This is a genomic window from Caballeronia sp. J97, assembly GCF_905220305.1.
Taxonomy (GTDB): Bacteria; Pseudomonadota; Gammaproteobacteria; order Burkholderiales; family Burkholderiaceae; genus Caballeronia.
Genome location: NZ_CAJMZL010000028.1, coordinates 28,156 through 51,680, shown reverse-complemented (window position 1 = coordinate 51,680; position 23,525 = coordinate 28,156). Strand labels below are relative to the sequence as shown.

General features: G+C 64.2%; 22 protein-coding genes. 18 read left to right on the top strand and 4 right to left on the bottom strand.

The genetic code is table 11. The annotated features are described in order from the left end of the window. The first annotated feature begins 235 nt into the window (after positions 1-235). Positions 236-2,659 (top strand): GNAT family N-acetyltransferase, encoded by a 2,424-nt coding sequence (locus U4Y90_RS27795; protein WP_321799443.1) that lies wholly within the window; start codon positions 236-238, stop codon positions 2,657-2,659. Here U4Y90_RS27795 and U4Y90_RS27790 read toward each other — a convergent pair. Together U4Y90_RS27790 and U4Y90_RS27785 are read right to left on the bottom strand one after the other, a co-directional pair. Further along, positions 2,656-3,201, bottom strand: coding sequence for a hypothetical protein (locus tag U4Y90_RS27790; RefSeq protein WP_321799441.1), 546 nt, complete (start codon positions 3,199-3,201; stop codon positions 2,656-2,658). The genes U4Y90_RS27795 and U4Y90_RS27790 overlap by 4 nt on opposite strands. 92 nt (positions 3,202-3,293) lie before the next feature. Continuing rightward, positions 3,294-4,070 carry an IclR family transcriptional regulator gene (locus U4Y90_RS27785; RefSeq protein WP_321799527.1) on the bottom strand — a complete coding sequence of 259 codons (777 nt, stop codon included), beginning with the start codon at positions 4,068-4,070 and terminating at the stop codon, positions 3,294-3,296. A gap of 290 nt (positions 4,071-4,360) precedes the next feature. Here U4Y90_RS27785 and U4Y90_RS27780 point away from each other — a divergent pair, with 290 nt between their 5' ends. Genes U4Y90_RS27780 through U4Y90_RS27740 form a run of 9 tightly spaced genes read left to right on the top strand, consistent with a single transcriptional unit; the run spans position 4,361 to position 13,099 of the window. Further along, positions 4,361-5,362 (top strand): sugar ABC transporter substrate-binding protein, encoded by a 1,002-nt coding sequence (locus U4Y90_RS27780; protein WP_321799439.1) that lies wholly within the window; start codon positions 4,361-4,363, stop codon positions 5,360-5,362. Beyond that, positions 5,359-6,864: a sugar ABC transporter ATP-binding protein gene (locus U4Y90_RS27775; RefSeq protein WP_321799438.1), complete on the top strand. Its 1,506-nt coding sequence runs from the start codon at positions 5,359-5,361 to the stop codon at positions 6,862-6,864. Before U4Y90_RS27780 ends, U4Y90_RS27775 begins: the two co-directional genes overlap by 4 nt. Further along, positions 6,854-7,876 carry an ABC transporter permease gene (locus U4Y90_RS27770; protein ID WP_321799436.1) on the top strand — a complete coding sequence of 341 codons (1,023 nt, stop codon included), beginning with the start codon at positions 6,854-6,856 and terminating at the stop codon, positions 7,874-7,876. The genes U4Y90_RS27775 and U4Y90_RS27770 overlap by 11 nt, the downstream gene beginning before the upstream one ends. A gap of 10 nt (positions 7,877-7,886) precedes the next feature. Beyond that, on the top strand, positions 7,887-8,204 hold the full coding sequence (locus U4Y90_RS27765) for a UxaA family hydrolase (RefSeq protein ID WP_321799435.1): 318 nt from the start codon (positions 7,887-7,889) through the stop codon (positions 8,202-8,204). A 9-nt stretch (positions 8,205-8,213) separates the two neighbouring features. Continuing rightward, positions 8,214-9,482 carry a UxaA family hydrolase gene (locus tag U4Y90_RS27760; RefSeq protein WP_321799434.1) on the top strand — a complete coding sequence of 423 codons (1,269 nt, stop codon included), beginning with the start codon at positions 8,214-8,216 and terminating at the stop codon, positions 9,480-9,482. Between the two features lie 36 nt (positions 9,483-9,518). Next, positions 9,519-10,568 carry an aldo/keto reductase gene (locus U4Y90_RS27755; RefSeq protein ID WP_321799433.1) on the top strand — a complete coding sequence of 350 codons (1,050 nt, stop codon included), beginning with the start codon at positions 9,519-9,521 and terminating at the stop codon, positions 10,566-10,568. 8 nt (positions 10,569-10,576) lie between these two features. Beyond that, a complete protein-coding gene (locus tag U4Y90_RS27750; protein WP_321799525.1) occupies positions 10,577-11,413 on the top strand; it encodes an amidohydrolase family protein in 837 nt (278 codons plus the stop codon). A 52-nt stretch (positions 11,414-11,465) separates the two neighbouring features. Beyond that, complete coding sequence (locus U4Y90_RS27745; protein WP_321799432.1) at positions 11,466-12,209, top strand: SDR family oxidoreductase; 744 nt, start codon at positions 11,466-11,468, stop codon at positions 12,207-12,209. A 41-nt stretch (positions 12,210-12,250) separates the two neighbouring features. Then, positions 12,251-13,099 carry an ureidoglycolate lyase gene (locus tag U4Y90_RS27740; protein ID WP_321799431.1) on the top strand — a complete coding sequence of 283 codons (849 nt, stop codon included), beginning with the start codon at positions 12,251-12,253 and terminating at the stop codon, positions 13,097-13,099. A 75-nt stretch (positions 13,100-13,174) separates the two neighbouring features. On the opposite strand, the gene U4Y90_RS27735 is transcribed toward U4Y90_RS27740, so the two are convergent. Beyond that, on the bottom strand, positions 13,175-13,612 hold the full coding sequence (locus tag U4Y90_RS27735) for a PaaI family thioesterase (RefSeq protein WP_321799430.1): 438 nt from the start codon (positions 13,610-13,612) through the stop codon (positions 13,175-13,177). 272 nt (positions 13,613-13,884) lie between these two features. Between U4Y90_RS27735 and U4Y90_RS27730 the strand changes: the two genes are divergently transcribed. Continuing rightward, the gene (locus U4Y90_RS27730; RefSeq protein WP_321799524.1) at positions 13,885-15,426 is read left to right on the top strand and encodes a methyl-accepting chemotaxis protein; all 1,542 of its coding nucleotides are present in this window, start codon (positions 13,885-13,887) and stop codon (positions 15,424-15,426) included. Positions 15,427-15,432: 6 nt separating this feature from the next. Here U4Y90_RS27730 and U4Y90_RS27725 read toward each other — a convergent pair whose 3' ends face one another. Next, a complete protein-coding gene (locus tag U4Y90_RS27725; protein ID WP_321799429.1) occupies positions 15,433-16,512 on the bottom strand; it encodes an AGE family epimerase/isomerase in 1,080 nt (359 codons plus the stop codon). Positions 16,513-16,667: 155 nt separating this feature from the next. Here U4Y90_RS27725 and U4Y90_RS27720 point away from each other — a divergent pair, with 155 nt between their 5' ends. From U4Y90_RS27720 to U4Y90_RS27690, 7 genes are all read left to right on the top strand, one after another. Further along, the gene (locus U4Y90_RS27720; RefSeq protein ID WP_321799427.1) at positions 16,668-17,351 is read left to right on the top strand and encodes an MgtC/SapB family protein; all 684 of its coding nucleotides are present in this window, start codon (positions 16,668-16,670) and stop codon (positions 17,349-17,351) included. 187 nt (positions 17,352-17,538) lie between these two features. Then, positions 17,539-18,537, top strand: coding sequence for a hypothetical protein (locus U4Y90_RS27715; protein WP_321799426.1), 999 nt, complete (start codon positions 17,539-17,541; stop codon positions 18,535-18,537). A gap of 253 nt (positions 18,538-18,790) precedes the next feature. Then, positions 18,791-18,943, top strand: coding sequence for a hypothetical protein (locus U4Y90_RS27710; protein ID WP_321799425.1), 153 nt, complete (start codon positions 18,791-18,793; stop codon positions 18,941-18,943). Positions 18,944-19,401: 458 nt separating this feature from the next. Further along, positions 19,402-20,580 carry a glycine betaine/L-proline ABC transporter ATP-binding protein gene (locus U4Y90_RS27705; RefSeq protein ID WP_321799423.1) on the top strand — a complete coding sequence of 393 codons (1,179 nt, stop codon included), beginning with the start codon at positions 19,402-19,404 and terminating at the stop codon, positions 20,578-20,580. After that, positions 20,573-21,475 (top strand): choline ABC transporter permease subunit, encoded by a 903-nt coding sequence (gene choW / locus U4Y90_RS27700; protein WP_321799421.1) that lies wholly within the window; start codon positions 20,573-20,575, stop codon positions 21,473-21,475. Before U4Y90_RS27705 ends, choW begins: the two co-directional genes overlap by 8 nt. 16 nt (positions 21,476-21,491) lie before the next feature. Next, entirely contained in the window at positions 21,492-22,484 is a 993-nt protein-coding gene (locus tag U4Y90_RS27695) for a GlxA family transcriptional regulator (RefSeq protein ID WP_321799419.1), read from the top strand. A 94-nt stretch (positions 22,485-22,578) separates the two neighbouring features. Next, entirely contained in the window at positions 22,579-23,523 is a 945-nt protein-coding gene (locus U4Y90_RS27690) for a choline ABC transporter substrate-binding protein (RefSeq protein WP_321799417.1), read from the top strand. Positions 23,524-23,525: the final 2 nt, after the last annotated feature.

The window sequence follows — 23,525 nt, the reverse complement described above, 5'->3', positions numbered from 1 at the left end:
AGTGTTAATCCACAACAAGTGACCATCGCTGGCCATTTGGCCGAGGTTTATGCGCATAAAGTCGCCCCAAGCCTGCGCGCACAGCGTCGGAAGCGAACATGCGACGGCGGACGTCCCGTGATCTTTATGCGCATAAAGTCATCGCCGGTGCGTCAGAGGGGCGCCCGTCATCATCCTCAGAACAAAATCGCCTATCCTAAGCGCTGACCCCACTGCCGCTCGTGCCGGAGCCGCCATGACCGTTCGCAATCTGGATATCCTGTTCGCGCCGAAGTCGATTGCCGTCGTGGGCGCTTCTTCGCGTGCGGGCAGCATCGGCGAGATGGTATGGGCACGTATTCAGTGCGCGGGATTCACCGGCGCTCTGTGGCCTGTCAATCCGAAGCACGAGTCGCTGGGCGGCGAACCCGTCTATCCCGACGTCGATGCCTTGCCCGAAGCACCGAATGTCGCGGTGCTCTGCACACGCCCTCATACCTGGCCGGATCTCGTCGAGCGCCTGGGCCGAAGGGGCACGAAAGCCGTCGTGATCGTCGGTGAGGCGAAGCAGCGTGGTGGCTCCGCATTGAAGGACAAACTGCTCCCTTCAGCAGACGACGCGGACAAATGGACCGCTCGCACACTCGCGGCCGCCCGTCCTTTCCTCGTGCGCATAATCGGACCTGCCAGTCTCGGTGTCGTGACGCCTGCAATCGGCGCATGTCTCGGCGCGCCCGCATGCAGCGTCAAATCGGGTGGTGTCGCGTGGGTATCCGGATCGAACGCTCTGACCAACGGCGTGCTGGGATGGGCGCGTGCCCGCGGGCTCGGCTTCTCGCGCATCGTCGCACTCGGCGATGAGGCCGATGTCGATTCCGGCGACATCCTCGATTTCCTCGCGAGCGATGCATCGACGCGCGCGATCCTGCTCGCCATCGAAACTGTCCGATCGGCGCGCAAGTTCATGTCCGCCGCACGGGCCGCCGCGCGAAACAAACCTGTGCTCATACTGCGCACCGGCCGCGACGATCCCTTTGACCGTCTTTATGGCGCAGCCTTCCGACGCGCGGGACTTGTCCGCGTCGATGCTCTCGACGATCTGCTCGACGAAATCGAAACACTCGGTATCGGCCGCGTCGCGGCGAGCGATGTTGCGACCGTCATCACGAGCGATCGCGGAGTCGCTGCACTCGCGCGGGACGCCTTCGGCGCCGCGGGCGACGACCTCGCGCAATGGCCGACAGCCGCGCGCGACGCCGTGGCCGCAGCGCTGCCTCGGGCACGCGCGGGCAACCCACTTCTTCTCGGCGACGATGCCACGCCCGCGGATTTCGGCGCTGCGCTCGAAGCCCTCGCATCGCATCGAGAGACCGGCACCGTATTCGTGGTGCATGCGCCGACGCACAGTGCGCCCGTCGCCGAAGTCGCGCGCACGCTGATCGCGGAGCGGCGTCATGCCTATCGCGGATTGCTCGCGTGCTTTTTCGGATGCGCCGATTCGGCCACGCGCGATGAACTCCACGCGAACGGCATTCCCGTGCATTCGACGCCGCACCGGCTCGCGCGCGGCTTCGCGCGCCTCGTCGATTTCCGGCAAGGCCGTGAGTTGCTGATGCAAACGCCCGACGGCCTTCCCGCCGATATCCCGGAGGACATCGACGCCGCGCAATGCGAGATTCGAAATGCGCTCGGAAACGGCATCGCCGAACTGGATGGCGAACGTGCGGCGCGCGTGTTCGCCCGCTTCGGCATAACAGTGAAGCCGGGACCGCCCGACTCGCTCACGACCGATGCGGTCGAGATTCAGACGCGGCTGCTCAACCATCGCGTGTTCGGTCCGGTGTTCGAGTTCAGGGCCGAAGGCGCCCTCGGCCTCGCGGACGCACTTCACGAGTTCGCGCTGCCGCCGCTCAATCCCGTGCTTTCGCGCGATCTCGTCATGCGCTCGCCGCGCTCGCGCGAACTGCCTGCCGAGACGCTGCTCAATGCACTGACCGCGCTGTCGCAACTCGTTTGCTATATCGAAGAAATCGTCGCGTTGCGCCTGACTCTGCGCGTGACGCGGGATGCGGTCGCCGTTCATGAACCGCAACTCACGCTGGGCGCGCATCGCAAGCCACTTGCAATCGTGCCGTATCCGCGCAGCCTCGAAGAGACGCTCGACTGGCGTGGAATGCGCGTCACCGTGCGGCCGATTCGCCCCGAGGACGAAGAAGCGCATGCCGCATTCGTCGCCGCCAATACCGCCGAAGATTTGCGTCTGCGTTTCTTCGGCGCCGTTCGCAGCTTCGATCATTCGCAACTCGCGCGCATGACGCAGATCGACTACGACCGCGAAATGGCGCTGATCGTCACGCGGGCAAATGGCGACGGCACGGGCGAAACGCTCGGTGTCGCTAGGGCAATCGCCGATCCGGACAACGAGACCGCCGAATTCGCCGTCGCCGCGCGCTCGGATATGAAGGGCAGGGGCTTGGGATCGCTGCTGCTGTCGCGCATCATCGACTATGCGAAGCAGCGCGGTACGCGCTGGATGATCGGTGAAGCCTTGCGCGAGAACGCCGGCATGATCGCGCTGGCGCGCAATGCCGGTTTCGAGTTGACGAAGACCGAAGACCCGGGTGTCGTCGGCTTCAGGATGCGGCTATGCGATGCGCCGTCGCAGCCGCACAAAAATTAGGCCGCGAGTCTGGCGAGCGCGTCGTCGATCTGAGGGCGCGTCAGCGAAAGCTCGTCGAGCAATGCTTCGGCGTACGTACTTCCCGTTTCCTTTTCGAGCCGTGCGATGGTCAGCGCGCAGCGCGACGTGTCCTTCAACGTCGCGATGAATGGCTTCACCGATTGCCCCGACGTGAACGCTTCGAAGAGCGGCACGCGGATGTCGTCGGGCAGTGCGCGCGATGTCCACTGATACGGCTTGCCGTTGTGTGTCAGTTGCGGCGGAAGCGTGCGTTCCTTCTTTGCGGCGGGGATCAGCCCGAAAGTGCGCGCCGCGTCGGCGATCTGCTCGGCTGAGAAAAGCTCATCGGGCGTGATGTCGAATTGCGCGATATACGTTTCGATCGCCTGCATCGCGGCCGCGCGATCGTCGCGCTTTTTTTGCGCCCGCGCGACGATCTCGCGCAGCTCGTCGGCTTCGTCGGTTGTGATCGTGAAGTTCGCCTGCTTTTGCTGGAGTTCGGTGAAGCGGAGGAATTCGGAGTCGGAGAGGAGTTTCGCCATCGGGAATGCGTCGGATTGAACACGGCGGCACGCGTTGCGGCGCGCCGCCTTTTTGAGAGGGCCGCCATTCTAACGCGCGAAGCGCGCGCTGTTCAGTCGTGCATCATGGAAAGCGATGCCGCAGCTTCTTTCAGCAACGTCATGACATCGTCGATCGACGGCGCGACGTATTCATCGATCCGCCGCATAAACGGGCAGGTGAGCGCGGCGATCGCCTGACCGGACGGCCCGAGCAGCGGATAGGTCACGTCCGTCACGCCGAACGTTTGCTGGCTGTCTTTCTTCGAATAGCCGAGTTCGCGAATCTGCCGGTAATCGGCGTCGAGCACCGCGCGATCGAGCGCGAGTTCGCCTTTGACCTTCGTGTGTTCGGCGAGCATGTGCTCGCGTTGCTCGTCGCTCTGGAAGGCGAGCATCACGCGTCCGGAACCCGTATCGATCAAGCCGACGCGCGAGCCGAGCCGCACCGAAATGCCCCACGTTCCGGGGCCGTCCACTTGCGCGATGACGAGCAGATTGCCGCGATCGTAGACCGCGAGATGCACCGATTGCTCGGCGGCGTCGGCGAAACGCTGCATCGTCGGCAGCGCTTCGGCGATGAGCCGGTTCATCGGCGGATGACGATGCGCGAGCGCGTAGAGCTTAAGGCTCAGCGAATAACGATCGCCCTCGGGCGAGCGCACGACGTACTGCCGCGCGACGAGCCGCTCCAGCATCCGATACATCTCGCTCGCGTTGCGTCCGAGCATCTTCGTGATTTCCGCGCGCGTGAGTCCCGACTTCTGTTCTGACAGCAATTCCAGAATATCGAGCCCTTTGTCGAGCGCGGGCGCGCGATAGCGATCGGCGTCGTTGTCTTCCACGTCCATATGCAGTCTGGGTCGGTTCATGAATTCGCGCCGAGTTTAAGCCTTCTGTCAGCGAACGCCGATGCAGCTCGCGAAAAACCGGCTAGGGAAACTACCGATCGGTCTCGTGGCACGCCGTTCTTGACTTCGAATTGTGCGTATATGAATAATACGTTCACTGATGAATTAGTGCATCGACAGTTTCCGTAGCACCCCACGTTGCAATCACGAAGAACAGCAATCACTAGTGCATCGGACCGGAGCAAGGCGCGAACGCGCCAACGCCGGCCGACACATCAGGAGACAAACGCATGACCTTCACCCGGAAACTCGCCGTCGCCATCGCTGCGATCGGCACCATCGGCCTCGCCAATGCCGCCGAGAGCGGCAAAGTCGGCTTGGGCTTGCCGCTGCTGACATCGCCGTTCTGGCAGTCGTACAACAACTACCTGCCGAAGTACGCGAAGGAGATGGGCCTCGATATCCTCGCGCCCGTCAATTCGAACGGCGATCCCGCGCAGCAGATCACCGACATGAACAATCTGCTGAATCTGGGCGCGCGGGGCATCGTCGTCGGGCCGCTGGATTCCGCGGCGATCAGCCGGGCGCTCGATGCGTCGTCGGCGAAGAGCGTGCCGGTGGTCGCGGTGGATGTCGCGCCGACGCAGGGCAAGGTTGCGATGGTCGTGCGCGCCGACAACCGCGCGTACGGCACGAAGTCGTGCGAATACATCGGCGAGCACGTGAAGTCGGGCAAGGTCGTGCAGATCATGGGCGATCTGGCGTCGGTGAACGGGCGCGACCGCTCCGAGGCGTTTCGCGCGTGCCTGAAGAAATATCCGTCGTTGAGCCTTCTCGAGATTCCGGCCGCCTGGAAAGGCGACGCCGCCGCGACCGCGCTCGACAGCCTGCTGACCGCGAATCCAGATGTGAAGGCCATCTACATGCAGGCAGGCGGCGTCTATCTGTCGCCGACGCTGCAAACGCTGCGCCGCAAGCAATTGCTCGTCAAGGCAGGCGATCAGAAGCACATCGTGATCGTGAGCAATGACGGCATCCCGCAGGAATACGACGCGATCCGCCGCGGCGAAATCGACGCGACCATCTCGCAGCCCGCCGATCTCTACGCGAAGTACGGTCTCTTCTATATCAAGGCGGCGCTCGCCGGACAGACGTTCAAGCCTGGCCCGACGGATCACGGCAGCACGATCGTCCAGCGCGCGCCCGGCATTCTCGAGGATCAGTTGCCCGCGCCGCTCGTGACCAAGGCCAACGTCGACGACAAGTCCCTCTGGGGCAACACGCTGAAATGAGCGCGCCCGTCGTAGAGGCCTTGGGCTTGACGAAGCGCTACGGCTCGACCGCCGCGCTCGCCGACGTCACGATGCGCGTGCTGCCCGGCGAATCGCATGCGCTCGTCGGGCGCAACGGCGCGGGCAAGTCGACGCTCGTCTCGATGATCACCGGCCTGCGCAAGCCCGACGCCGGTGAGATCCGCTTCGGCGGCGAGCCCGCGCCGCCGATCGCGGATCGCGACGCGTGGCGTGAGCGCGTCGCATGCGTCTATCAGCATTCGACGATCATCCGCGAGTTGTCGGTGGCCGAAAATCTGTTCATCAACCGGCAGCACCGGCGCGGTGGCGTCATCGACTGGCGCACCATGCGTCGCGACGCCCGCGCGCTGCTCGATCACTGGAAGATCGACGTGCGCGAGGACGCCCGCGCCGGCGATCTGACCGTCGAAGCGCGGCAACTCGTCGAGATCGCGCGGGCGCTGTCGTATGGCGCGCGCTTCATCATCCTCGACGAGCCGACTGCACAGTTGGACGGCGAAGAGATCAAGCGTCTGTTCCGGCGTATCGAAGAGTTGCAGACAGAAGGTGTCACTTTTCTATTCATTTCCCATCACTTGCAGGAAGTGTATGAAATCTGTCAGGCGGTGACCGTGCTGCGCGATGCGCGGCATATCGTCAGCGCGCCGGTTTCGGCGTTGCCGCGCGACAAGCTGATCGAGGCGATGACGGGCGAGCAGGGCGGTCTCGCGGTCGCGGATGCGGCGACGCGCGCTCCGCTGCCCGCCGATGCATCCGTCGCGCTTTCCGTGTCCGGCCTGGCCGGCGCCGACTACGCCGACGTCAGCTTCGACGTGCGTCGCGGCGAAGTCATCGGGCTCACGGGCGCGACGACGAGCGGCCGCACGAGTGTCGCGGAAGCCATCGCCGGGCTGAAGGCGCAACGCAGGGGCACGATCGAAGTCGATGGCCGCGCGCTGCCGCCCGGTGACGTGCCCGCCGCGCTCGCGAACGGCGTCGGCTGTGTGCCGAAGGACCGGCATCGCGAGGGCCTCGTGCTCACGCAATCCGTCGCGGAAAACGCGTCGATGACCATTGCGCGAACACTTGGCCGTTTCGGAATCGCGTCGCCGGCGAAGAAAAACGCATTCGGACGACGCATGATCGCCGCGCTCGGCATCAAGACACTTGGTCCCGAGCACGAAGTGTCAGGTCTGTCCGGCGGCAATCAGCAGAAAGTCGTGATGGCACGCGCGCTCGCCACCGATCCGAACGTGCTCGTGCTCATCGATCCGACCGCGGGCGTCGACGTCAAATCGAAGGAAGCGCTGCTCGGCGTCGTCGAGCGCGTGCGTGACGAAGGCAAGGCGGTGCTCGTCGTCTCCGGCGAACTCGACGACCTGCGCACTTGCGACCGCGTCCTCGTGATGTTCCGTGGCGCGATCGCCGCCGAATTTCCTGCCGGATGGCAGGACCATGAACTCATCGCATCCGTCGAAGGAGTGAGTCTCCATGAAGCATGACGTTTCCAGTCCCGCGATCGTCGGCGTGCCGATGCAACGCCAGCGCCCGCGCATCGAACTCGCGCGTTTTCGCGATCTCGCGCTATTGCCCGCGCTCGCGCTGCTGCTCGCGATCGGCGCGTTCGTCAGCCCGAGCTTTCTGACGCAGGCGAATCTGATCAGCATTCTCGGCGCATCAGCGGCGCTCGCGCTCGTCGTGCTCGCGGAGTCGCTGATCGTACTGACGGGCAAGTTCGATTTGTCGCTCGAATCGACGGTCGGCATCGCGCCTGCCGTCGGCGCGATGCTCGTGATGCCGGCAGCGTCTGCGGGCTTCGGGCTCGAATGGCCCGCGGCGGCGGGGCTCGCCGCGATCGCCGTGGTGGGCGCGGCGATCGGCTTCATCAACGGCTTCCTGGTCGTGCGGCTGCGGCTGAACGCGTTCATCGTCACCCTCGCGATGCTGATCGTGTTGCGCGGGATGCTCGTCGGCGCGACCAAGGGCGGCACGCTGTTCGACATGCCGCCGTCGTTCTTCACGCTCGCCACGACGCTCGTGCTCGGCCTGCCGGTCTCCGTCTGGCTCGCGGCGGCGGCGTTCGCGTTTGCCGCGTTCATGCTGCGCTATCACCGTCTCGGCCGCGCGCTCTATGCGATCGGCGGCAATCCGGAAGCGGCGCGCGCGGCGGGCATTCGAGTCGAGCGCATCACGTGGGGCGTCTTTGTTTTGGGCAGCGTGCTCGCGTCGATCGGCGGCCTGATCGTGACGGGCTATGTCGGCGCGATCAACGCCAACCAGGGCAACGGCATGATCTTCACGGTGTTCGCCGCGGCGGTCATCGGCGGCATCTCGCTCGACGGCGGCAAGGGCACGATGCTCGGCGCACTGTCAGGCGTTTTGCTGCTGGGCGTCGTGCAAAACCTGCTGACACTTGCGCAAGTTCCTTCGTTCTGGATTCAGGCGATCTACGGCGCGATCATTCTCGGCTCGCTGATGGTGGCGCGGCTCGCGGGTGGCGAAGCACAAACCTGAGATATCGATAATGCAAGAAACAACCGATCCGCGCCTCATTCTGCTGAGTCCGGAAGACAACTGCCTGATCGCCGCCGCGCGCCTGCCCGCCGGCGAAACGCTGATGATCGAAGGCGAGGCCGTGACGCTCGCGACGACCATCGAGCTTGCGCACAAGCTCGCGCGATGCGCGTTGTCGAAGGACGACAAGGTGCTGCGTTACGGCGCGATCATCGGCCATGTGAGCGCCGACATCGCACGCGGCGAGCATCTGCATACGCACAATCTGGAAAGCGACTACATCCCGACGTATACGCACGACGCCGGGCACGCTTACGTACAGCACTAGAAAACAGTCATGAACAGTCCCGCACTGCAAGGCTATCTTCGCCCCGATGGCAAGAAAGGCATCCGCAATGTCGTCGCGGTGGCGTATCTCGTCGAATGCGCGCATCACGTCGCACGCGAGATCGTCGCGCACTTCCGTCCATCGTTCGATGATTTCGATGCCTTCGATCCGCAAGCCGAACCGCCGGTGCATCTGATCGGTTTCCCGGGCTGCTATCCGAACAGCTACGCCGAAAAGATGCTGGAGCGCATCTGCACGCATCCGAACGTCGGCGCCGTGCTGTTCGTTTCGCTGGGCTGCGAGAGCATGAACAAGCACTATCTCGCGGATGTCGTGCGCGCGAGCGGCCGCCCCGCCGCCGTGCTGACGATCCAGGAAACAGGCGGCACGCGCAGCACGATCCAGAACGGTCTCGACTGGGTGCGCGAGACGCGCGCGACACTCGCCGCGCAACACAAAGTGCCGATGGCGCTCGACGAACTGATCGTCGGCACGATCTGCGGCGGCTCCGACGGCACGAGCGGCATCACGGCGAATCCGGCAGTGGGCCGCGCATTCGATGCGTTCATCGACGCGGGCGCGGCCTGCGTCTTCGAGGAAACGGGCGAGCTCGTCGGCTGCGAGTTTCATATGAAGCGGCGCGCGGCCCGGCCCGAACTCGGCGACGCGATCGTCGAATGCGTGCAAAAGGCCGCGCGCTATTACACGACGATGGGCCACGGCTCGTTCTCCGTCGGCAATGCGGACGGCGGGCTGACGACGCAGGAAGAGAAGTCGCTCGGCGCGTATTCGAAGAGCGGCGCGTCGCCGATCGTCGGCATCATCAAGCCGGGCGACGTGCCGCCGACGGGCGGCCTCTATCTGCTCGATGTCGTGCCGGACGGCGAACCGCGCTTCGGCTTTCCCAATATCAGCGACAACGCGGAGATCGGCGAGCTGATCGCGTGCGGCTGTCATGTGATTCTCTTCACGACGGGGCGCGGCTCGGTGGTCGGCTCGGCGATATCGCCCGTGATCAAGGTCTGCGCGAATCCGTCGACCTATCGCAATCTGGCCGGCGACATGGACGTCGACGCGGGCCGCATCCTCGAAGGCCGCGCGACGCTCGACGAAGTGGGCCGCGAGATCGTCGATGTGACCGTTGCGGTGGCGGAGGGCGCGGCGTCGAAATCCGAAGCGCTCGGGCACCAGGAATTCATCCTGACTTACAAAACCTTCGAACCGGTCGGCCCCGCCTGTTTGCCGGGCGGCCTGGGACGCGTTACTGTGGCGGCTTGAGAGCGGCTTCCGAAACAAACTGATCGAGGTTTGCACATGACCGCACACGCGCACGAAGCAGTCTCGCGCCGGCGCACGATCGGCCGCACGTCGCTGGAAGTGACCGCGCTGTCGCTCGGCACCGCGCCGCTCGGCGGCCTGTATCACGAGCTGACGGAAGACGAAGCGCGCGCGACCGTCGATGCCGCATGGCAGGCCGGCATCCGCTTTTTCGACACCGCGCCGCACTACGGTCACACGAAGGCGGAGCATCGTCTGGGCGACGCGCTGCGCCGCTATCCGCGCGGCGAGTTCGCGCTCTCGACGAAGGTCGGCCGGCGCTTCGTGCCGCGCACCACGCCCTACGACGGCAGCGAAGGCTGGGCCGCGCCGCTGCCGTTTCAGGCGATCTACGACTACACCTACGACGGCATTCTCCGCTCGTTCGAAGACAGCCAGATGCGGCTCGGCATGACCGATATCGATGTCGTGCTGATCCACGATATCGGCCGCGTCACGCACGGCGAGCAGAACGCGCGCTACTGGACGCAACTGACCGATGAAGGCGGCTTTCGCGCGCTCGAAGAGCTGAAGCAGGCGCGCGGCGTGAAAGCGGTCGGCCTCGGCGTGAACGAAGGCGCGGCAGTGATGGAAGCGATGGCCGAATTCGACATCGACTGTGCATTGCTCGCCGGCCGCTACACGTTGCTCGAACAAAATACGCTCGACGATTTATTGCCCGAATGCGAGAAGCGCGGCGTGAGCATTCTGCTCGGCGGCGCGTTCAACTCGGGCATCCTCGCGCGCGGTCTCGATGCCGACGCTCACGGCGATCTCAAGTTCAATTACGGCGATGCGCCGAAGGATATCGTCGAGCGCGTCGGCAAGCTGGAGCGCGTGTGTCGCGCGCATGGCGTCGCGCTATCGGCGGCTGCCATCCAGTTTCCTTATGCGCATAAAGTCGTGGCCACGGTGCTGATGGGCGCGCGCACGCCGGATGAAGTGCGCGAGAACGCGGCATCGTTCGCGACGCCGGTCCCGCACGCACTCTGGGACGCATTGCGCGCCGAAGGCCTGCTTCACGCGAACGCGCCGGTGCCGCGATGACAACTCACGTGAGCATCGATGCCCATCAACATTATTGGGACCCCGCGCGCGGCGATTATGGCTGGCTCACGCCGGACATGAGGCCGCTGTATCGCGTGTTCGGTCCCGACGATCTCGCGCCGCTGCGCAAGGCGGCCGGTGTTTCGAAGACGGTCGTCGTTCAGGCCGCGCCGACGATCGAGGAAACGCGCTATCTGCTCGATCTCGCGCGCGGCGACGATTCGATCGCGGGCGTCGTCGGCTGGGTGCCGCTCGATTCGTCCGATGCCTCGACGATCATCGACGAATTCGCGCGCGAACCGAAGTTCAAGGCCGTGCGTCCGATGCTGCAGGACTTGCCCGACGATACGTGGATCGGACACGCGCCTCGCAAGGATGCGATCGAGCGCCTGATCGACCTCGATCTCGCCTTCGATGCGTTGATCTTCGCGCGGCATGTGCCGTCCCTGATCGATTTCGTGGCGCGATATCCGACGTTGCGCGTGGTCGTCGATCATGGCGCAAAGCCGCCGATCCGCGATGGCATCGACGCGGGCTGGCAACCGTGGGCCGATGGTATCGCGCAACTCGCGAAGCTCCCACAGAAGCTGCATTGCAAACTTTCGGGCCTTGCAACCGAAGCCAATCCGAACTGGACCGACGAGACGCTGCAACCCTACGTCGCGCATCTGCTCGAACAATTCGGAGCGCAGCGGCTGATGTGGGGCAGCGACTGGCCCGTGCTCGACATGAACGGCAGCTACACTGCGTGGCACAGCACGGCCAGAAATCTCACGTCACATCTCGAAAAAACTGAACAAGACGCGATTTTCGGCGCGAACGCCCGCGCTTTCTATCGCCTCTGAAACGGCTGATATACCGGGCATGTCTCAAAAACACTTTCGACTGGAGCGGTAGATGGTACAAAGACTGGCAGGCAAGACGGCGCTGATCACGGCGGCGGGACAAGGCATCGGGCTCGCGACGGCCGAGCTTTTCGCGGCGCAGGGCGCGCGTGTGATCGCCACCGACATCCGCACGGAATCGCTCGCAGGAAAGCCCTTCGAGGTCCACCAGCTGGACGTGCGCGACGCGCAGGCGATCAACGCGCTGGCCGGCGAAATCGGCGCGATCGACGTGCTCTTCAACTGCGCGGGCTTCGTGCACGCCGGCTCGATTCTCGAGGCGAGCGAGGACGACTGGGACTTCGCGTTCGACCTGAACGCCAAGGCGATGTATCGTACGATTCGCGCTTTCCTGCCGAAGATGCTGGAAAAAGGCGGCGGCTCGATCATCAACATGTCGTCGGCGGCGTCGAGCGTGAAAGGCGTGCCGAACCGCTTCGTGTATGGTGCGTCGAAGGCGGCCGTGATCGGGCTGACGAAGTCCGTCGCCGCCGATTTCGTCACGCGCGGCATCCGCTGCAACGCGATCTGCCCCGGCACCGTGGAATCGCCGTCGCTGAAGGACCGCATCGCGGAGCAGGCGAAGGCGCAGGGCGCGAGCGTCGATCAGGTGCAGGCCGCGTTTGTCGCGCGTCAGCCGATGGGACGCGTCGGCCGCGCCGAAGAGATCGCGGCGCTGGCGCTCTATCTCGGCTCGGACGAATCGTCGTTCACGACGGGCCAGATTCATATCATCGATGGCGGCTGGTCTAACTGACCGTCCGCCAGTCTTTTTCGGAACCAGGAGGATCACACCAGATGAAGCTGCTTCGTTACGGCCCCAAGGGTCAGGAAAAACCGGGTCTGCTGGACGCGGAGGGCCGGATTCGCGACCTGTCGAAGGTCGTCGACGACATCGCCGGCGCGACGCTGACCGAAGCGGGCCTGGCGAAACTGCGCGCGACCGATCCGGCGTCGCTGCCGGTCGTCGACGGCAATCCGCGTATCGGACCGTGCGTGGGCCGCGTCGGCAAGTTCGTGTGCATCGGCCTGAACTACGCCGATCACGCCGCCGAATCGAATCTTCCCGTGCCGACCGAGCCGGTCATCTTCGGCAAGTGGACTAGCGCGATCTGCGGCCCGAACGACGACGTCGAAATCCCGCGCAACTCGGTGAAGACCGACTGGGAAGTCGAGCTCGGCGTGGTGATCGGCAAGGAAGCGAAGTACGTCGACGAAGCCAGCGCGCTCGATTACGTCGCGGGCTATTGCGTGATCAACGACGTGTCCGAGCGCGAGTGGCAGCTCGAGCACGGCACGCAATGGGACAAGGGCAAGGGCTTCGACACCTTCGGCCCGATCGGCCCGTGGCTCGTCACGAAAGACGAAGTCGCCGATCCGCAGAAGCTCGATCTGTGGCTCGAAGTCGATGGCAAGCGCTATCAGAACGGCAACACGAAGACGATGGTCTTCACGGTCGCGCAACTGGTCGCGTATCTGTCGAAAGTGATGAGCCTGCAGCCGGGCGACGTCATCTCGACGGGCACGCCGCCGGGCGTCGGCATGGGCGTGAAGCCGAACGCGGTGTTCCTGAAGGCCGGCCAGACGATGAAGCTCGGCATTCAGGGTCTCGGCGAGCAGACGCAAAAGACCGTTTCGGCGCAGTAGCCGCGACGCATTGCGGGCAACAAAAAACCTCGCCGCGGCGAGGTTTTTTGTTTCGGACGACGGGATTGAAAGAATTCAGGCGTGAAGAACCGGTTCGGCAGCCATTTCGCCGATGCGCGTGATCGTGCCCTGCGCGACCGCGACGAGCCGCTCGGCGCCGCCATCGGTGACGAATACGTCGCACTGGCAGGTCGCCTGCGTCATGCCCGCATGGACGACGCGCGCACGCGCCATCAGCGTCCCCGAGACGGCCGGGCGCAGATAGTTGATCTTGTATTCGCCGGTGACGACCTTCGGCCCGAGCCGCAGCGCGCCCGCGAAAGTCAGCGCGTTGTCGACGAGATAACTCACCACTCCCCCGTGCACGAAGCCGTGTTGTTGCCTCAACTCATCCCTGATCGGCAGGCACAGCGTGAGACTCGCTGAATCGACCTGCATCAGTTTTGTTCCGAGCAAGGCGCTGAACGGTTGCGCATTCAGCGCACCGCGCGCGATATCGACAATTTCGGCCATTCGGACACTCCTTGGGTGGGTTCGGTGCCGTCCTGCAAAGACAATAGGAAGCGTTCGCCCGCACTGCAAGGAAGTCACGCAAAAATTGTGCAATGGTGCGTTTCGGACGGCATGCGCGCCCCTTCGACGATGTTTCCGCCGGAGCGGCGCGATCCTGCATTCGCGTAGACCCGACTTCGCGGCAAACGATTCAAGCTTTGCCGCCCGCTTGCCGTAAACCCGCACTGTCCCCGCATGGGCGGGCCCAATTTCGGAAAGCGTAGGTGCAAGTGATGTTCGGAAAGATCAAGGTTTCATCGGGGTTGCTCGCGGTTCTCGTCGTGTTCTGTCTCTTTCAACTGGTGACCGAAGGGCTCGGTTTCTGGTCCCTCTCGCGCACCCATGACGATGTCGGCAGCCTGTCCGATATCGCATTGAAGCAGGTCAACTCGGTCAACAAGACCACGCAGCACCTGATGGATGCGCGCATCAACCTCTCGCGCGCCGGCACGCGCATGGTGCGCGGCGGCACGGAGCCGACGGAGATCGTCCAGCACGCGCGCGAGCAGATCGCGGCCGCGGACAAGTCGTTCGCGGCGTTCCTGAACGCGCCGAAGACCGGCGAGGAAAATACGGCGCGCATGACCGCGCTGCAGGCGAAATACGCCGAGTATGCGAAGGCGTTGAGCGAGCTTGTGCAGTATCTCGACGCGGGCAATATTCAGGCGTTCCTCGACCAGCCGACGCAAGGCTTCCAGGACCGCTATCTCGCGGAACAGCAGAACTTCGTCAATTTCGGCGATGAGGCGGGCCGCGGCTATCTCGCATCGATCGACACGCGTTACGCGTGGTTCCGCGCGGTGGGCATCGTGATTCTGGTGGCGCTGGTCGCGGGCATCGCGCTCGTGCACGTCGCGCTGCGCCGTGGCGTGATCGAGCCGCTGGAAGAAGCAGGACGCCATTTCGAGCGCATCGCGAACGGGCGGCTCGGCGAGCGCATCGAAGATCGCGGCACGAACGAAATCGGCCGTCTGTTCGCGGGACTCGCGACCATGCAGGCGAGCGTCGCCAATACGGTGAAAACGGTGCGCGAGACGTCGGATTCGATCAACTTCGGCGCCGATGAAATCGCGAGCGGCAACGCGGATCTGTCCGCGCGCACGGAGAATCAGGCCGCTTCGCTCGAAGAAACCGCATCGAGCATGGAAGAGCTGACCGCGACCGTGCGTCAGAACGCCGAGCACGCGCGCGAAGCGAACACGCTCGCGGGCGAAGCGCTCGACGCGACCTCGCGCGGATCGGGCGTGGTGGACGACGTCGTCGAGAAGATGCGCGGCATCGCGGCGAGCTCGGACAAGATCGCGGAAATCATCTCGGTCATCGACGGCATTGCGTTCCAGACCAACATCCTCGCGCTCAACGCGGCCGTCGAGGCGGCGCGCGCCGGCGAGCAGGGCCGCGGCTTCGCGGTCGTGGCGGGCGAAGTGCGCGGCCTCGCGCAGCGTTCGGCGCAATCGGCGAAGGAAATCAAGGAACTGATCGGCGAATCGGTCGCGCAGGTGAGCGACGGCTCCGTGCTCGTCGAGCGCGCGGGCGCGGCGATGCGCGAAGTATCGACGTCGATTTCGCGCGTCACGCAGATGATGGCGGAGATCAGCGCGTCGTCGCTGGAGCAGAGCGTGGGCATCGAGCAGGTCAATCAGGCCGTCACGCAGATGGACGAGATGACGCAGCAGAACGCGGCGCTCGTCGAGCAGGCCGCCGCGGCCGCGTCGTCGCTGCACGAGCAGACGCGGCAACTGAAGGCGGCCGTTTCGGTGTTCCAGCTCGCCTGAGCCGGCTCAAGCGGGCAAGGCCGCGTACGACGTCGCGAGGTGATACGGCGTCGTCGACGGCATTTCGGCGCGCGCGATCTCGCCCGTCGCCGAGCGGCATTCCACCCAGCCCGTTTCATGCAGGAAACGCGCGCGGAAGCGCCCGATTTGCCCGCCGACGGCGTCGCCGCGGGTGGCCAGCGCGCGCAGATATTCCGTCTGCGCCCAGATGCGCTGCGTGCCGTCGATCACGCGCCCGGCTTCGTCGATGGCGGCATATACGCCGCCCGTCTCCGGGTCCACGCCGTGCCGCTGCGCGAACGCGAACGCGCGCGCGAGCCGTTCGTTGAGCCCTGCCGCCTCGAACGCGGGGTGAGCGCTGCCCTGCGCCAGAAAATACCACTCGAACTGGTGGCCCGGCTCCAGCCGGTTGCCCGCCGTGCCCATCGGCAATTCGGCGATGGAGCCGCTCGGCTCGTGCACGAACGCATCCGCGACGGACTGCGCGAGCTGCGCGAGCCGCTTGTCGTAGGCGGGCTCGCCGGTCGCTTCGCGCGCGGCGAGCCACGCTTCGGCGAGATGCATCAGCGGATTCTGCAGCGGCGTTTCGATCGTCGCGCCGAAATCCTCGGCGAGCACGGCGTTGAGCAGATCGCCGCCGCTCGAAAAGCGCGCTTCGACGAGCCGCGACGTTTCATCGAGCAGCGCGAAGGCGTCGGCCGAGCCGCTTTTCCTCGCGTAATGCGCGCACGCGAAAACGACGAACGCATGCGTGTAGAGATCCTTTTGCCGCTCGAGCGGCGCGCCGCTTGCATCCACGCTGTAGAACCATCCGCCGTTTCGCTTGTCCTGAAAATAGTGCCGTAGCGATTCGAACAGCGTCGCGGCGTGCGTGAGGTCGCCGGCTTCGGAGAACACGAACAGCTGCCGGGCGCAGGCCATCGCGCGATAGCGCTTCGGCGGCAGCGGCGCATGATCGCCCGGTGCGACGGCCTCATACGCCAGGCCGAGCGCCGCATTGAACCCCGGACCGCGCCAGATGGGCAGCACGACGTTCGCGTAATGCGCGTGCAACTGCGCGGCGGACTCCGGGTTCGTCGATTGCATGGGTGACGATGCGTTTGATGGCTGATCCTGCATACGAAGACTCTTATTGGTCCGAGGGACGCGCGCCCGCGCCGGGCACACGCAACAGCAGAGGATAGCAAAACCGGCCCGGAGCGCCGCGTTCTCGGGCCTTTCACCGAGAGGAAGACGACAACATGTTGGGAAATATGGAACTGGTGTCGAGGCTCATGATGGCCGCGGCGCTCGGCAGCGTGATCGGGTTCGAGCGCGAGCGGCTTTCGTGGGCGGCGGGTCTGCGCACGCACATGCTCGTGTGCGTCGGCTCGGCGCTCATCATGATCGTGTCGGCGTACGGATTCGAGGATGCGCTGAAGTACGATCACGTCGTGCTCGATCCGTCGCGGGTCGCGGCGCAGGTCGTGTCGGGCATCGGGTTTCTCGGCGCGGGCTCGATCCTGCTGCGCGGCGAAATCGTGCGCGGGCTGACCACCGCCGCGAGCCTCTGGTCGGTCGCGGCGATCGGGCTTGCCGTCGGCGGCGGCCTCTACACGGCGTCGATCGCGGCGACGGCGATCATTCTCGTCATTCTGGCGGGGATCAAGCCGCTCGAACGCCGCTTCATCACCGTGAAGCAGCGCCGGCAGCTGACGATGCTCGTCGATCGCGGCACGCTCGATTTTCATGCGCTGCACGAGGCGCTCGGGCCGGGCAGCGTGCGCGTGAAGCAATTCGTCGTTCAGCAGAGCGAGGATTCGCCCGACCTGGACGAGGTCCGGGTGGAGCTGTCGCGGGCGTCCGCGACGGAATATCGGGCGATTTGCGAGCGTTTGCGGCAACTCGACGTCGTGCGCGAGTTTCGCGAGGACAATGCGGCCTGAAATCGCCAGCGGGACGCTGGTTTGCGCGCGCTGGCGTGCGACAATGCGGCCTCTCGAAAATAATCGCCGAAGCGCTGGTGTGCCCCGTCCCTGAACGCTGCCGCCTTTCGAACCTATGCCAGATTCCGCAGTAAAGAGAGATTCCGACGCATCGTCCCGTCGTCGTCGCACGACGCAGCCGCATGAATTGCAGGCGACGCAAACCACCGCCGACACCGAAAAGAAGCTCGCCCGCGCCGCCCGATCAGCGCAGCGCCTCGCGCAGTTGAGCGAAGCCTTGCGCGGTAGCGAGACGCTGGACCTGTTCGCCGAGGACGCCGAACGCGCGCATCTCCAGGCAATGAACACCGATATCCGCCAGGGCACCTTCGAAGGTTTCGAGCTGCCGGACGTGTTTCTCGCGGCAGTGCAGTCGAATGGCGGGACCGCATCGCAGGGCGGGAACGCGGCCGAGTCCGTCGCGGCGAAACGCGCGGCGCGCGGGAGCGTCGCATCGGTCGAAGCGGTGCAGGGCCTGTTTCAGGACGAATTGCCCCACTTCGACGTGCCGCCGCCGGACGATGGCAAGTCGGCGGGCAAAGCCGGCGCGATCGCCGCTGTCGCGACGCGATCGGCGAGCATCAGCACGTCCGTCGCGCCGGAAAACGGGGCGCAATCGCCCGCCGCGCTCGCTTCCGCGCTGATCGCACGGGATCGCGGTGATCGTGGCGAGCGCAGCGAAGCCGGGCCGCTCGCGAAGGCCCGCGCCCGCGATGCCGCCGCGCCCGAACTCGACCGCGCCCGCGCCACGGCGTTCGCGGACACCATCGACGCGCTGCACGCGGTGATCGTCGAGCAGCGCACGTCGACGGCGGCCCACGCGCGCCGGATGAAGACGATGCTGACGATCATCGTCTGCGTGATGCTGCTCACGATGGCGACGGGTATCGCCCAGACGGCCGTGCTGCTGCGCATGAGCCGCGACGGCAAGCTGCAGCAGGACCGCACCGAGCAACTGATGCTCAACCAGCAGGCGACGCTCGCGTCGCTGTTCGACACCGATTCCGCCAACTTCAGCATGCGCGGCCCTTCCGACGCGCAGGACGATGCCTCGCCGGTTCGGCCCGTCAGCTCGGCCGCATCCGATACCGCGCCGAAAAAGCACGCGCGTCACGCGCACCACCGCGCCATTTCCCCGGCGCACTGACCCTCGCCGTCACATTCCCGCGACACTCCGCACTGCGGCGGCGTGTCGCGGTTTCGCTCGCCCTCGGCGCCGGAAGTCCGTCATGTGGCCTTCCCCGGCCCGTCCCCGTTTTTCTGGTGCCGTGAAATCGGTAAAATGTAGAAAAACTACAAAATTTCTTTCCAAGAAATGTTGCATTGCACTAGAAATCGATCAGGGGTAACCCTATAATTCGTTCTAAGGGAAAACCCTTTATCACTAACCGGAGTCAGTCATGAGCTACCTCTTCGCCCTGCTTCAAAAATTTGCCGCGATGTTCGAATCGGCCCACCTGCCGATGGACAAAGACTATTCGTATCAAGCACGTTTTCGTGAAGCCGAGCGCCAGCGCAAGGCACGCGGCACGGCTTTCGGCTTCCGTCTGTAATGCGTGATTGATGGCGGCGCGGGAAACACAACACCAGCAATACACGACGGCACACGCCGTACGATCCGCCCGCCAATTCTTCATCTTTATGTAGTTTTTCTAGTAGTTTCAAACCGCTTCGGCTTCCAGCCGGACGCCTCGTTTTTCCGCGTTTCGCGCGCGCGACATCTTTTTTCCTCCCTTTCGTCTTGCTGACGCGCGCTTCGCAAGCCGCCTGCATCGAAAAATGGCTTCGCGACTTGTCTCTGCGCGACATGCCGAAAATCGCAAGATCGTTCTCTTCGCACCCCGCAAACCCTTACCCAGTAAGGCTCCGATCCGGCGTCGGCACTTTCGCGCTTATTCCAGTGTCGTATTTCCTCATGTGGTTGTCGCAAATAGTCGGCTGATGAGACTTTTTTCTAGCAACTATGTATGCACAGCGCGGACGTACGTCCGCACACGCCAGGAGATATTCGATGAATTCCCCCAAGGTGGTAGTCGAGGGACTGTGCAAGGTTTTCGGCAACAGTCCCAAACAGGCGCTGGACATGCTGGCCGGCGGCGCGACGAAGGAAGAGGTCTTCAAGCGCACCGGACAGATCGTCGGCGTCCATAACGTCTCCTTTGACGTCAAGGAAGGTGAGATCTTCGTGCTGATGGGCCTGTCCGGCTCGGGCAAATCCACGCTGATCCGGCTCATCAACCGGCTGGTCGAGCCGACCGCGGGCAAGGTGCTGATCGATGGCCGCGACGTGGCCGCGGTGCCGCGGTCCGAACTCACGTCCCTGCGACGCAAGGACATGAGCATGGTGTTCCAGTCCTTCGCGCTCATGCCGCAGCGCACGGTTCTTTCCAACGCCGCATTCGGCCTCGAGGTCGCGGGCGTCGGCAAGAAGGAGCGCGAACAACGCGCGATGACCGTGCTGGAGCAGGTGGGCCTCGCGCCGTTCGCACAGAAGTTGCCCGCGCAGCTATCGGGCGGCATGCAGCAGCGTGTGGGTCTTGCGCGCGCGCTCGCCGTGAATCCATCGCTGATGATCATGGACGAGGCGTTCTCCGCACTCGATCCCTTGAAGCGCAAGGAAATGCAGAACGTGCTGCTCGATTTGCAACGCGAGCAGCGGCGCACGATTCTTTTCGTGTCGCACGATCTCGAAGAGGCGATGCGCATCGGCACGCGCATCGCGATCATGGAGGGCGGCCGCGTCGTGCAGATCGGCACGCCGCAGGAAATCATCACAAATCCCGCCGACGACTACGTGGAGGCCTTCTTCGAAGGCATCGACACGAGCCGTTATCTCACGGCCGGCGACCTGATGCAGACGGACGCCGTGCCGATTATCAGGCATTCGCCGCAAATCGACGCATCGAGCATCGCGGCGACGCTCAACGGCAGCGCCGACTACGCGTTCGTGCTCGACGGCGAACGCCGCATCCGTGGTTTCGTCGGACGCGATGCGAACGGCAATGCCGCACCGCGCATCAATCCCATCGAATGCATCGAGCGTCACGTCGCGCTGGACGAGGTCGTGAACCGCGTGGTCGCAAGCCCCGCGCCGCTGCCCGTCGTCGACTCGGACGGCTCGTATTGCGGTTCGATCAACAAGACCAATGTCCTGAAGGTCCTTACGCACCATCGAGGTTCCCATGTCTGAAATCATTCCGCTTGGCAGTTGGGTGGACCACGGCGTCCACTATCTCCTCGATCACGACGCGAAGACCTTCGATTCCATCGGCAAGGTCATCGAAACATTCGCGGCGGCCGTCGAGCATGGCCTGCAGGCCATCCCGATGTGGCTGCTGATGGCGATCTTCGTCGGCATCGGCCTGTGGCGCGTCGGCTGGCGATTCGCGGTGTTCGTGCTGGCTTCGCTGCTGCTGATCTACGCGACGAACTTCTGGGACCAGATGGTCATCACGCTCGGCCTCACGTTGTCGTCCACGGTCATCAGCCTGTTGCTCGGCATTCCGCTCGGCATCTGGACGTCGAAGAGCAAGTACGTCGAAATGGCCGTGCGCCCCGTGCTCGACCTGATGCAGACGATGCCCGCCTTCGTCTACCTGATTCCGGCCGCGATGCTGTTCGGTCTCGGCCGCGTGCCGGGGATTCTGGCCACCGTCATCTTCGCGATGCCGCCTGCCGTGCGTCTCACCGCGCTCGGCATCAAGCAGGTGAATCGCGAGATCGTGGAAGCGGGCCAGGCGTTCGGCTGCACCTCGTTCCAGTTGCTCTACAAGGTGCAGATTCCGAACGCGCTGCCGTCGATCATGACCGGCGTGAACCAGACGATCATGATGGCGTTGTCGATGGTGATCATCGCGTCGATGGTCGGCGCGGGCGGTCTCGGCAACGATGTGCTCGCCTCGATTCAGCGTCTCGATATCGGTCTCGGCTTCGAGAGCGGCTTGTCGGTGGTGTTGCTGGCGATCATTCTCGACCGCATCACCGAAAGCTTCGGACGTGCGCCCGGCATGGCGCGTGCGCCGCTCTTCTCCGGCCTGAAGAACGTGATGAAGGTGCGCCGCGAACCGGCGACGCAACAGAGCTAAATCAAGGCAACGACCCATGAAGCGCGACGCGATCGTCCCGGCGGTAACGAGTTCACCGTTGTCCAGTCTCGCGCACTTCGGCTTTCTCACGCTGCCGAACTTTTCGATGATCGCGTTCACGAGCGCGGTCGAGGTGCTGCGCATGGCGAATTATGTCGGCCGCGCGCAGCACTATCGATGGTCGATCATCACGCCGGACGGCGAACCCGCGCGCGCGAGCAACGGCATCACCGTGAAGCCGACGGTGACGCTCGACGAAGCGGGCATGCCGGATGTGCTGATCGTGTGCGCGGGCTGGCACGTCGCCGACTATGTCGACGACAAGGTCATCGAACTGCTGCAACGCGCGCACGAAGCGGGCATTCCGCTCGGCGGCATCTGCACCGGGCCGTATGCGCTGCTCGCCGCGAAGCTGCTCGATGGTTATCGCTGCACGCTGCACTGGGAAGACATGTCGCCGGTCAACAAGCGCTTCCCGCATGTGCGATTCGCCGACGAGCTTTTCGTGATCGATCGCGACCGCATGACATGCACGGGCGGCACTGCTCCGCTCGACCTGATGCTCAATCTCGTCGGCATGCGGCTCGGCCAGGCGCACGCGGCGCAGGTGTCGGAGCAATTTATCGTCGAGCGCATTCGTGGATCGACGGACTATCAGCACATTCCCGTCGATGCGCGCGTCGGCTTCTCGCGCGCCGAGCTCGTCGAAGTGGTGCGGCTGATGGAGGCGAACATCGAGGAGCCGCTGTCGCTCGAAGAGCTCGCGCGTCTCGTGCATCTGTCGCAGCGTCATTTGCAGCGCATGTTCAAGATGTTCCTCAACGTGTCGCCGACGCATTACTACCTGACGCTGCGATTGCGCCGCGCACGCGAGCTGTTGCGCAACACCGATGCATCGATCGCGCGCGTGACGAGCGTCTGCGGCTTCCATTCGCCGTGTCACTTCAGCAAGGCATATCGCGCGCAGTTCGGGCATGCGCCCAGTGTGGAGCGCCGTTTGTCGGCTTGACACCGTTCCTGTTTGAATTCCTTGGCCCGCGCGGGCTTCGAAGGACTCGCGCGCGGGCCGTGCCATGCCCTCGAGAAACCTGGGAGAGAAATACATGAAACGCTTGTGGATCGCGTCGATGGTAGCGGCGATGCTGTCGGGTGCTTATGCGGCGAACGCCGCCGAGCCTGCCGCGTGCAAGAACGTGCACTTCGCGGATGTCGGCTGGACGGATATCGCCGCGACGACCGGACTTGCATCGACCATTCTTCAAGGACTGGGCTACAACCCGACGAAGACGATCGCTTCGGTGCCGATCACGTTCGCGGGCGTGAAGAGCAAGCAGATCGACGTGTTCCTCGGTTACTGGTCCCCGACGATGGACCCGATGATCGATTCGTTCAGGAAAGCTAATCAAGTAAAGGTTCTGCCGACACCGAACCTGACCGGCGCGAAGTACACGCTCGCGGTGCCCGACTACGCGTATCAGGCGGGCATCAAGAACTTCAGCGACATCGCGAAGAATTACGACAAGCTCGACGGCAAGATCTACGGCATCGAGCCGGGCAACGACGGCAACGCGCTCATCAAGAAGATGATCGACAACAACATGTACGGGCTCGGCAAGTTCAAGCTCGTGGAATCGAGTGAGGCGGGCATGCTCGTCGAAGTGAATCGTGCGATCCGTGACAAGAAGCCGATCGTGTTTCTCGGCTGGGAGCCGCATCCGATGAACGTGCAGATGAAGATCGACTACCTCGCGGGCGGCGACGATGTATTCGGGCCGAACTATGGCGAGGCAAAAGTATTGACCGTCACGCCGACCGATTACGACACGCGCTGCCCGAACGTCGCGAAGCTCGTGTCGAACCTGCAGTTCACGACGGATATCGAGAACCACGTGATGCTGCCGATCATGAACAAGACGGATGCGAACAAGGCCGCGCGCGAATGGCTGAAGGCGAATCCGGCCGTGCTCGATAAATGGCTTGCGGGCGTGAAGACGTTCGACGGGAAGGAGGGATTGCCGGCGGTGAAGGCTTACGTCGCCGGCAACTGAGT

What these genes read in the sequence shown, in the direction of transcription:
- U4Y90_RS27735 (WP_321799430.1), bottom strand. Translation starts at nt 13,612, where the DNA reads ATGGCCGAAATTGTCGATATCGCGCGCGGTGCGCTGAATGCGCAACCG.
- U4Y90_RS27745 (WP_321799432.1), top strand. Translation starts at nt 11,466, where the DNA reads ATGGTACAAAGACTGGCAGGCAAGACGGCGCTGATCACGGCGGCGGGA.
- U4Y90_RS27790 (WP_321799441.1), bottom strand. Translation starts at nt 3,201, where the DNA reads ATGGCGAAACTCCTCTCCGACTCCGAATTCCTCCGCTTCACCGAACTC.
- U4Y90_RS27775 (WP_321799438.1), top strand. Translation starts at nt 5,359, where the DNA reads ATGAGCGCGCCCGTCGTAGAGGCCTTGGGCTTGACGAAGCGCTACGGC.
- U4Y90_RS27770 (WP_321799436.1), top strand. Translation starts at nt 6,854, where the DNA reads ATGAAGCATGACGTTTCCAGTCCCGCGATCGTCGGCGTGCCGATGCAA.
- U4Y90_RS27785 (WP_321799527.1), bottom strand. Translation starts at nt 4,070, where the DNA reads ATGGACGTGGAAGACAACGACGCCGATCGCTATCGCGCGCCCGCGCTC.
- U4Y90_RS27690 (WP_321799417.1), top strand. Translation starts at nt 22,579, where the DNA reads ATGAAACGCTTGTGGATCGCGTCGATGGTAGCGGCGATGCTGTCGGGT.
- U4Y90_RS27730 (WP_321799524.1), top strand. Translation starts at nt 13,885, where the DNA reads ATGTTCGGAAAGATCAAGGTTTCATCGGGGTTGCTCGCGGTTCTCGTC.
- U4Y90_RS27740 (WP_321799431.1), top strand. Translation starts at nt 12,251, where the DNA reads ATGAAGCTGCTTCGTTACGGCCCCAAGGGTCAGGAAAAACCGGGTCTG.
- U4Y90_RS27780 (WP_321799439.1), top strand. Translation starts at nt 4,361, where the DNA reads ATGACCTTCACCCGGAAACTCGCCGTCGCCATCGCTGCGATCGGCACC.
- U4Y90_RS27705 (WP_321799423.1), top strand. Translation starts at nt 19,402, where the DNA reads ATGAATTCCCCCAAGGTGGTAGTCGAGGGACTGTGCAAGGTTTTCGGC.
- U4Y90_RS27755 (WP_321799433.1), top strand. Translation starts at nt 9,519, where the DNA reads ATGACCGCACACGCGCACGAAGCAGTCTCGCGCCGGCGCACGATCGGC.
- U4Y90_RS27725 (WP_321799429.1), bottom strand. Translation starts at nt 16,512, where the DNA reads ATGCAATCGACGAACCCGGAGTCCGCCGCGCAGTTGCACGCGCATTAC.
- U4Y90_RS27760 (WP_321799434.1), top strand. Translation starts at nt 8,214, where the DNA reads ATGAACAGTCCCGCACTGCAAGGCTATCTTCGCCCCGATGGCAAGAAA.
- U4Y90_RS27795 (WP_321799443.1), top strand. Translation starts at nt 236, where the DNA reads ATGACCGTTCGCAATCTGGATATCCTGTTCGCGCCGAAGTCGATTGCC.
- U4Y90_RS27765 (WP_321799435.1), top strand. Translation starts at nt 7,887, where the DNA reads ATGCAAGAAACAACCGATCCGCGCCTCATTCTGCTGAGTCCGGAAGAC.
- choW (WP_321799421.1), top strand. Translation starts at nt 20,573, where the DNA reads ATGTCTGAAATCATTCCGCTTGGCAGTTGGGTGGACCACGGCGTCCAC.
- U4Y90_RS27695 (WP_321799419.1), top strand. Translation starts at nt 21,492, where the DNA reads ATGAAGCGCGACGCGATCGTCCCGGCGGTAACGAGTTCACCGTTGTCC.
- U4Y90_RS27720 (WP_321799427.1), top strand. Translation starts at nt 16,668, where the DNA reads ATGTTGGGAAATATGGAACTGGTGTCGAGGCTCATGATGGCCGCGGCG.
- U4Y90_RS27710 (WP_321799425.1), top strand. Translation starts at nt 18,791, where the DNA reads ATGAGCTACCTCTTCGCCCTGCTTCAAAAATTTGCCGCGATGTTCGAA.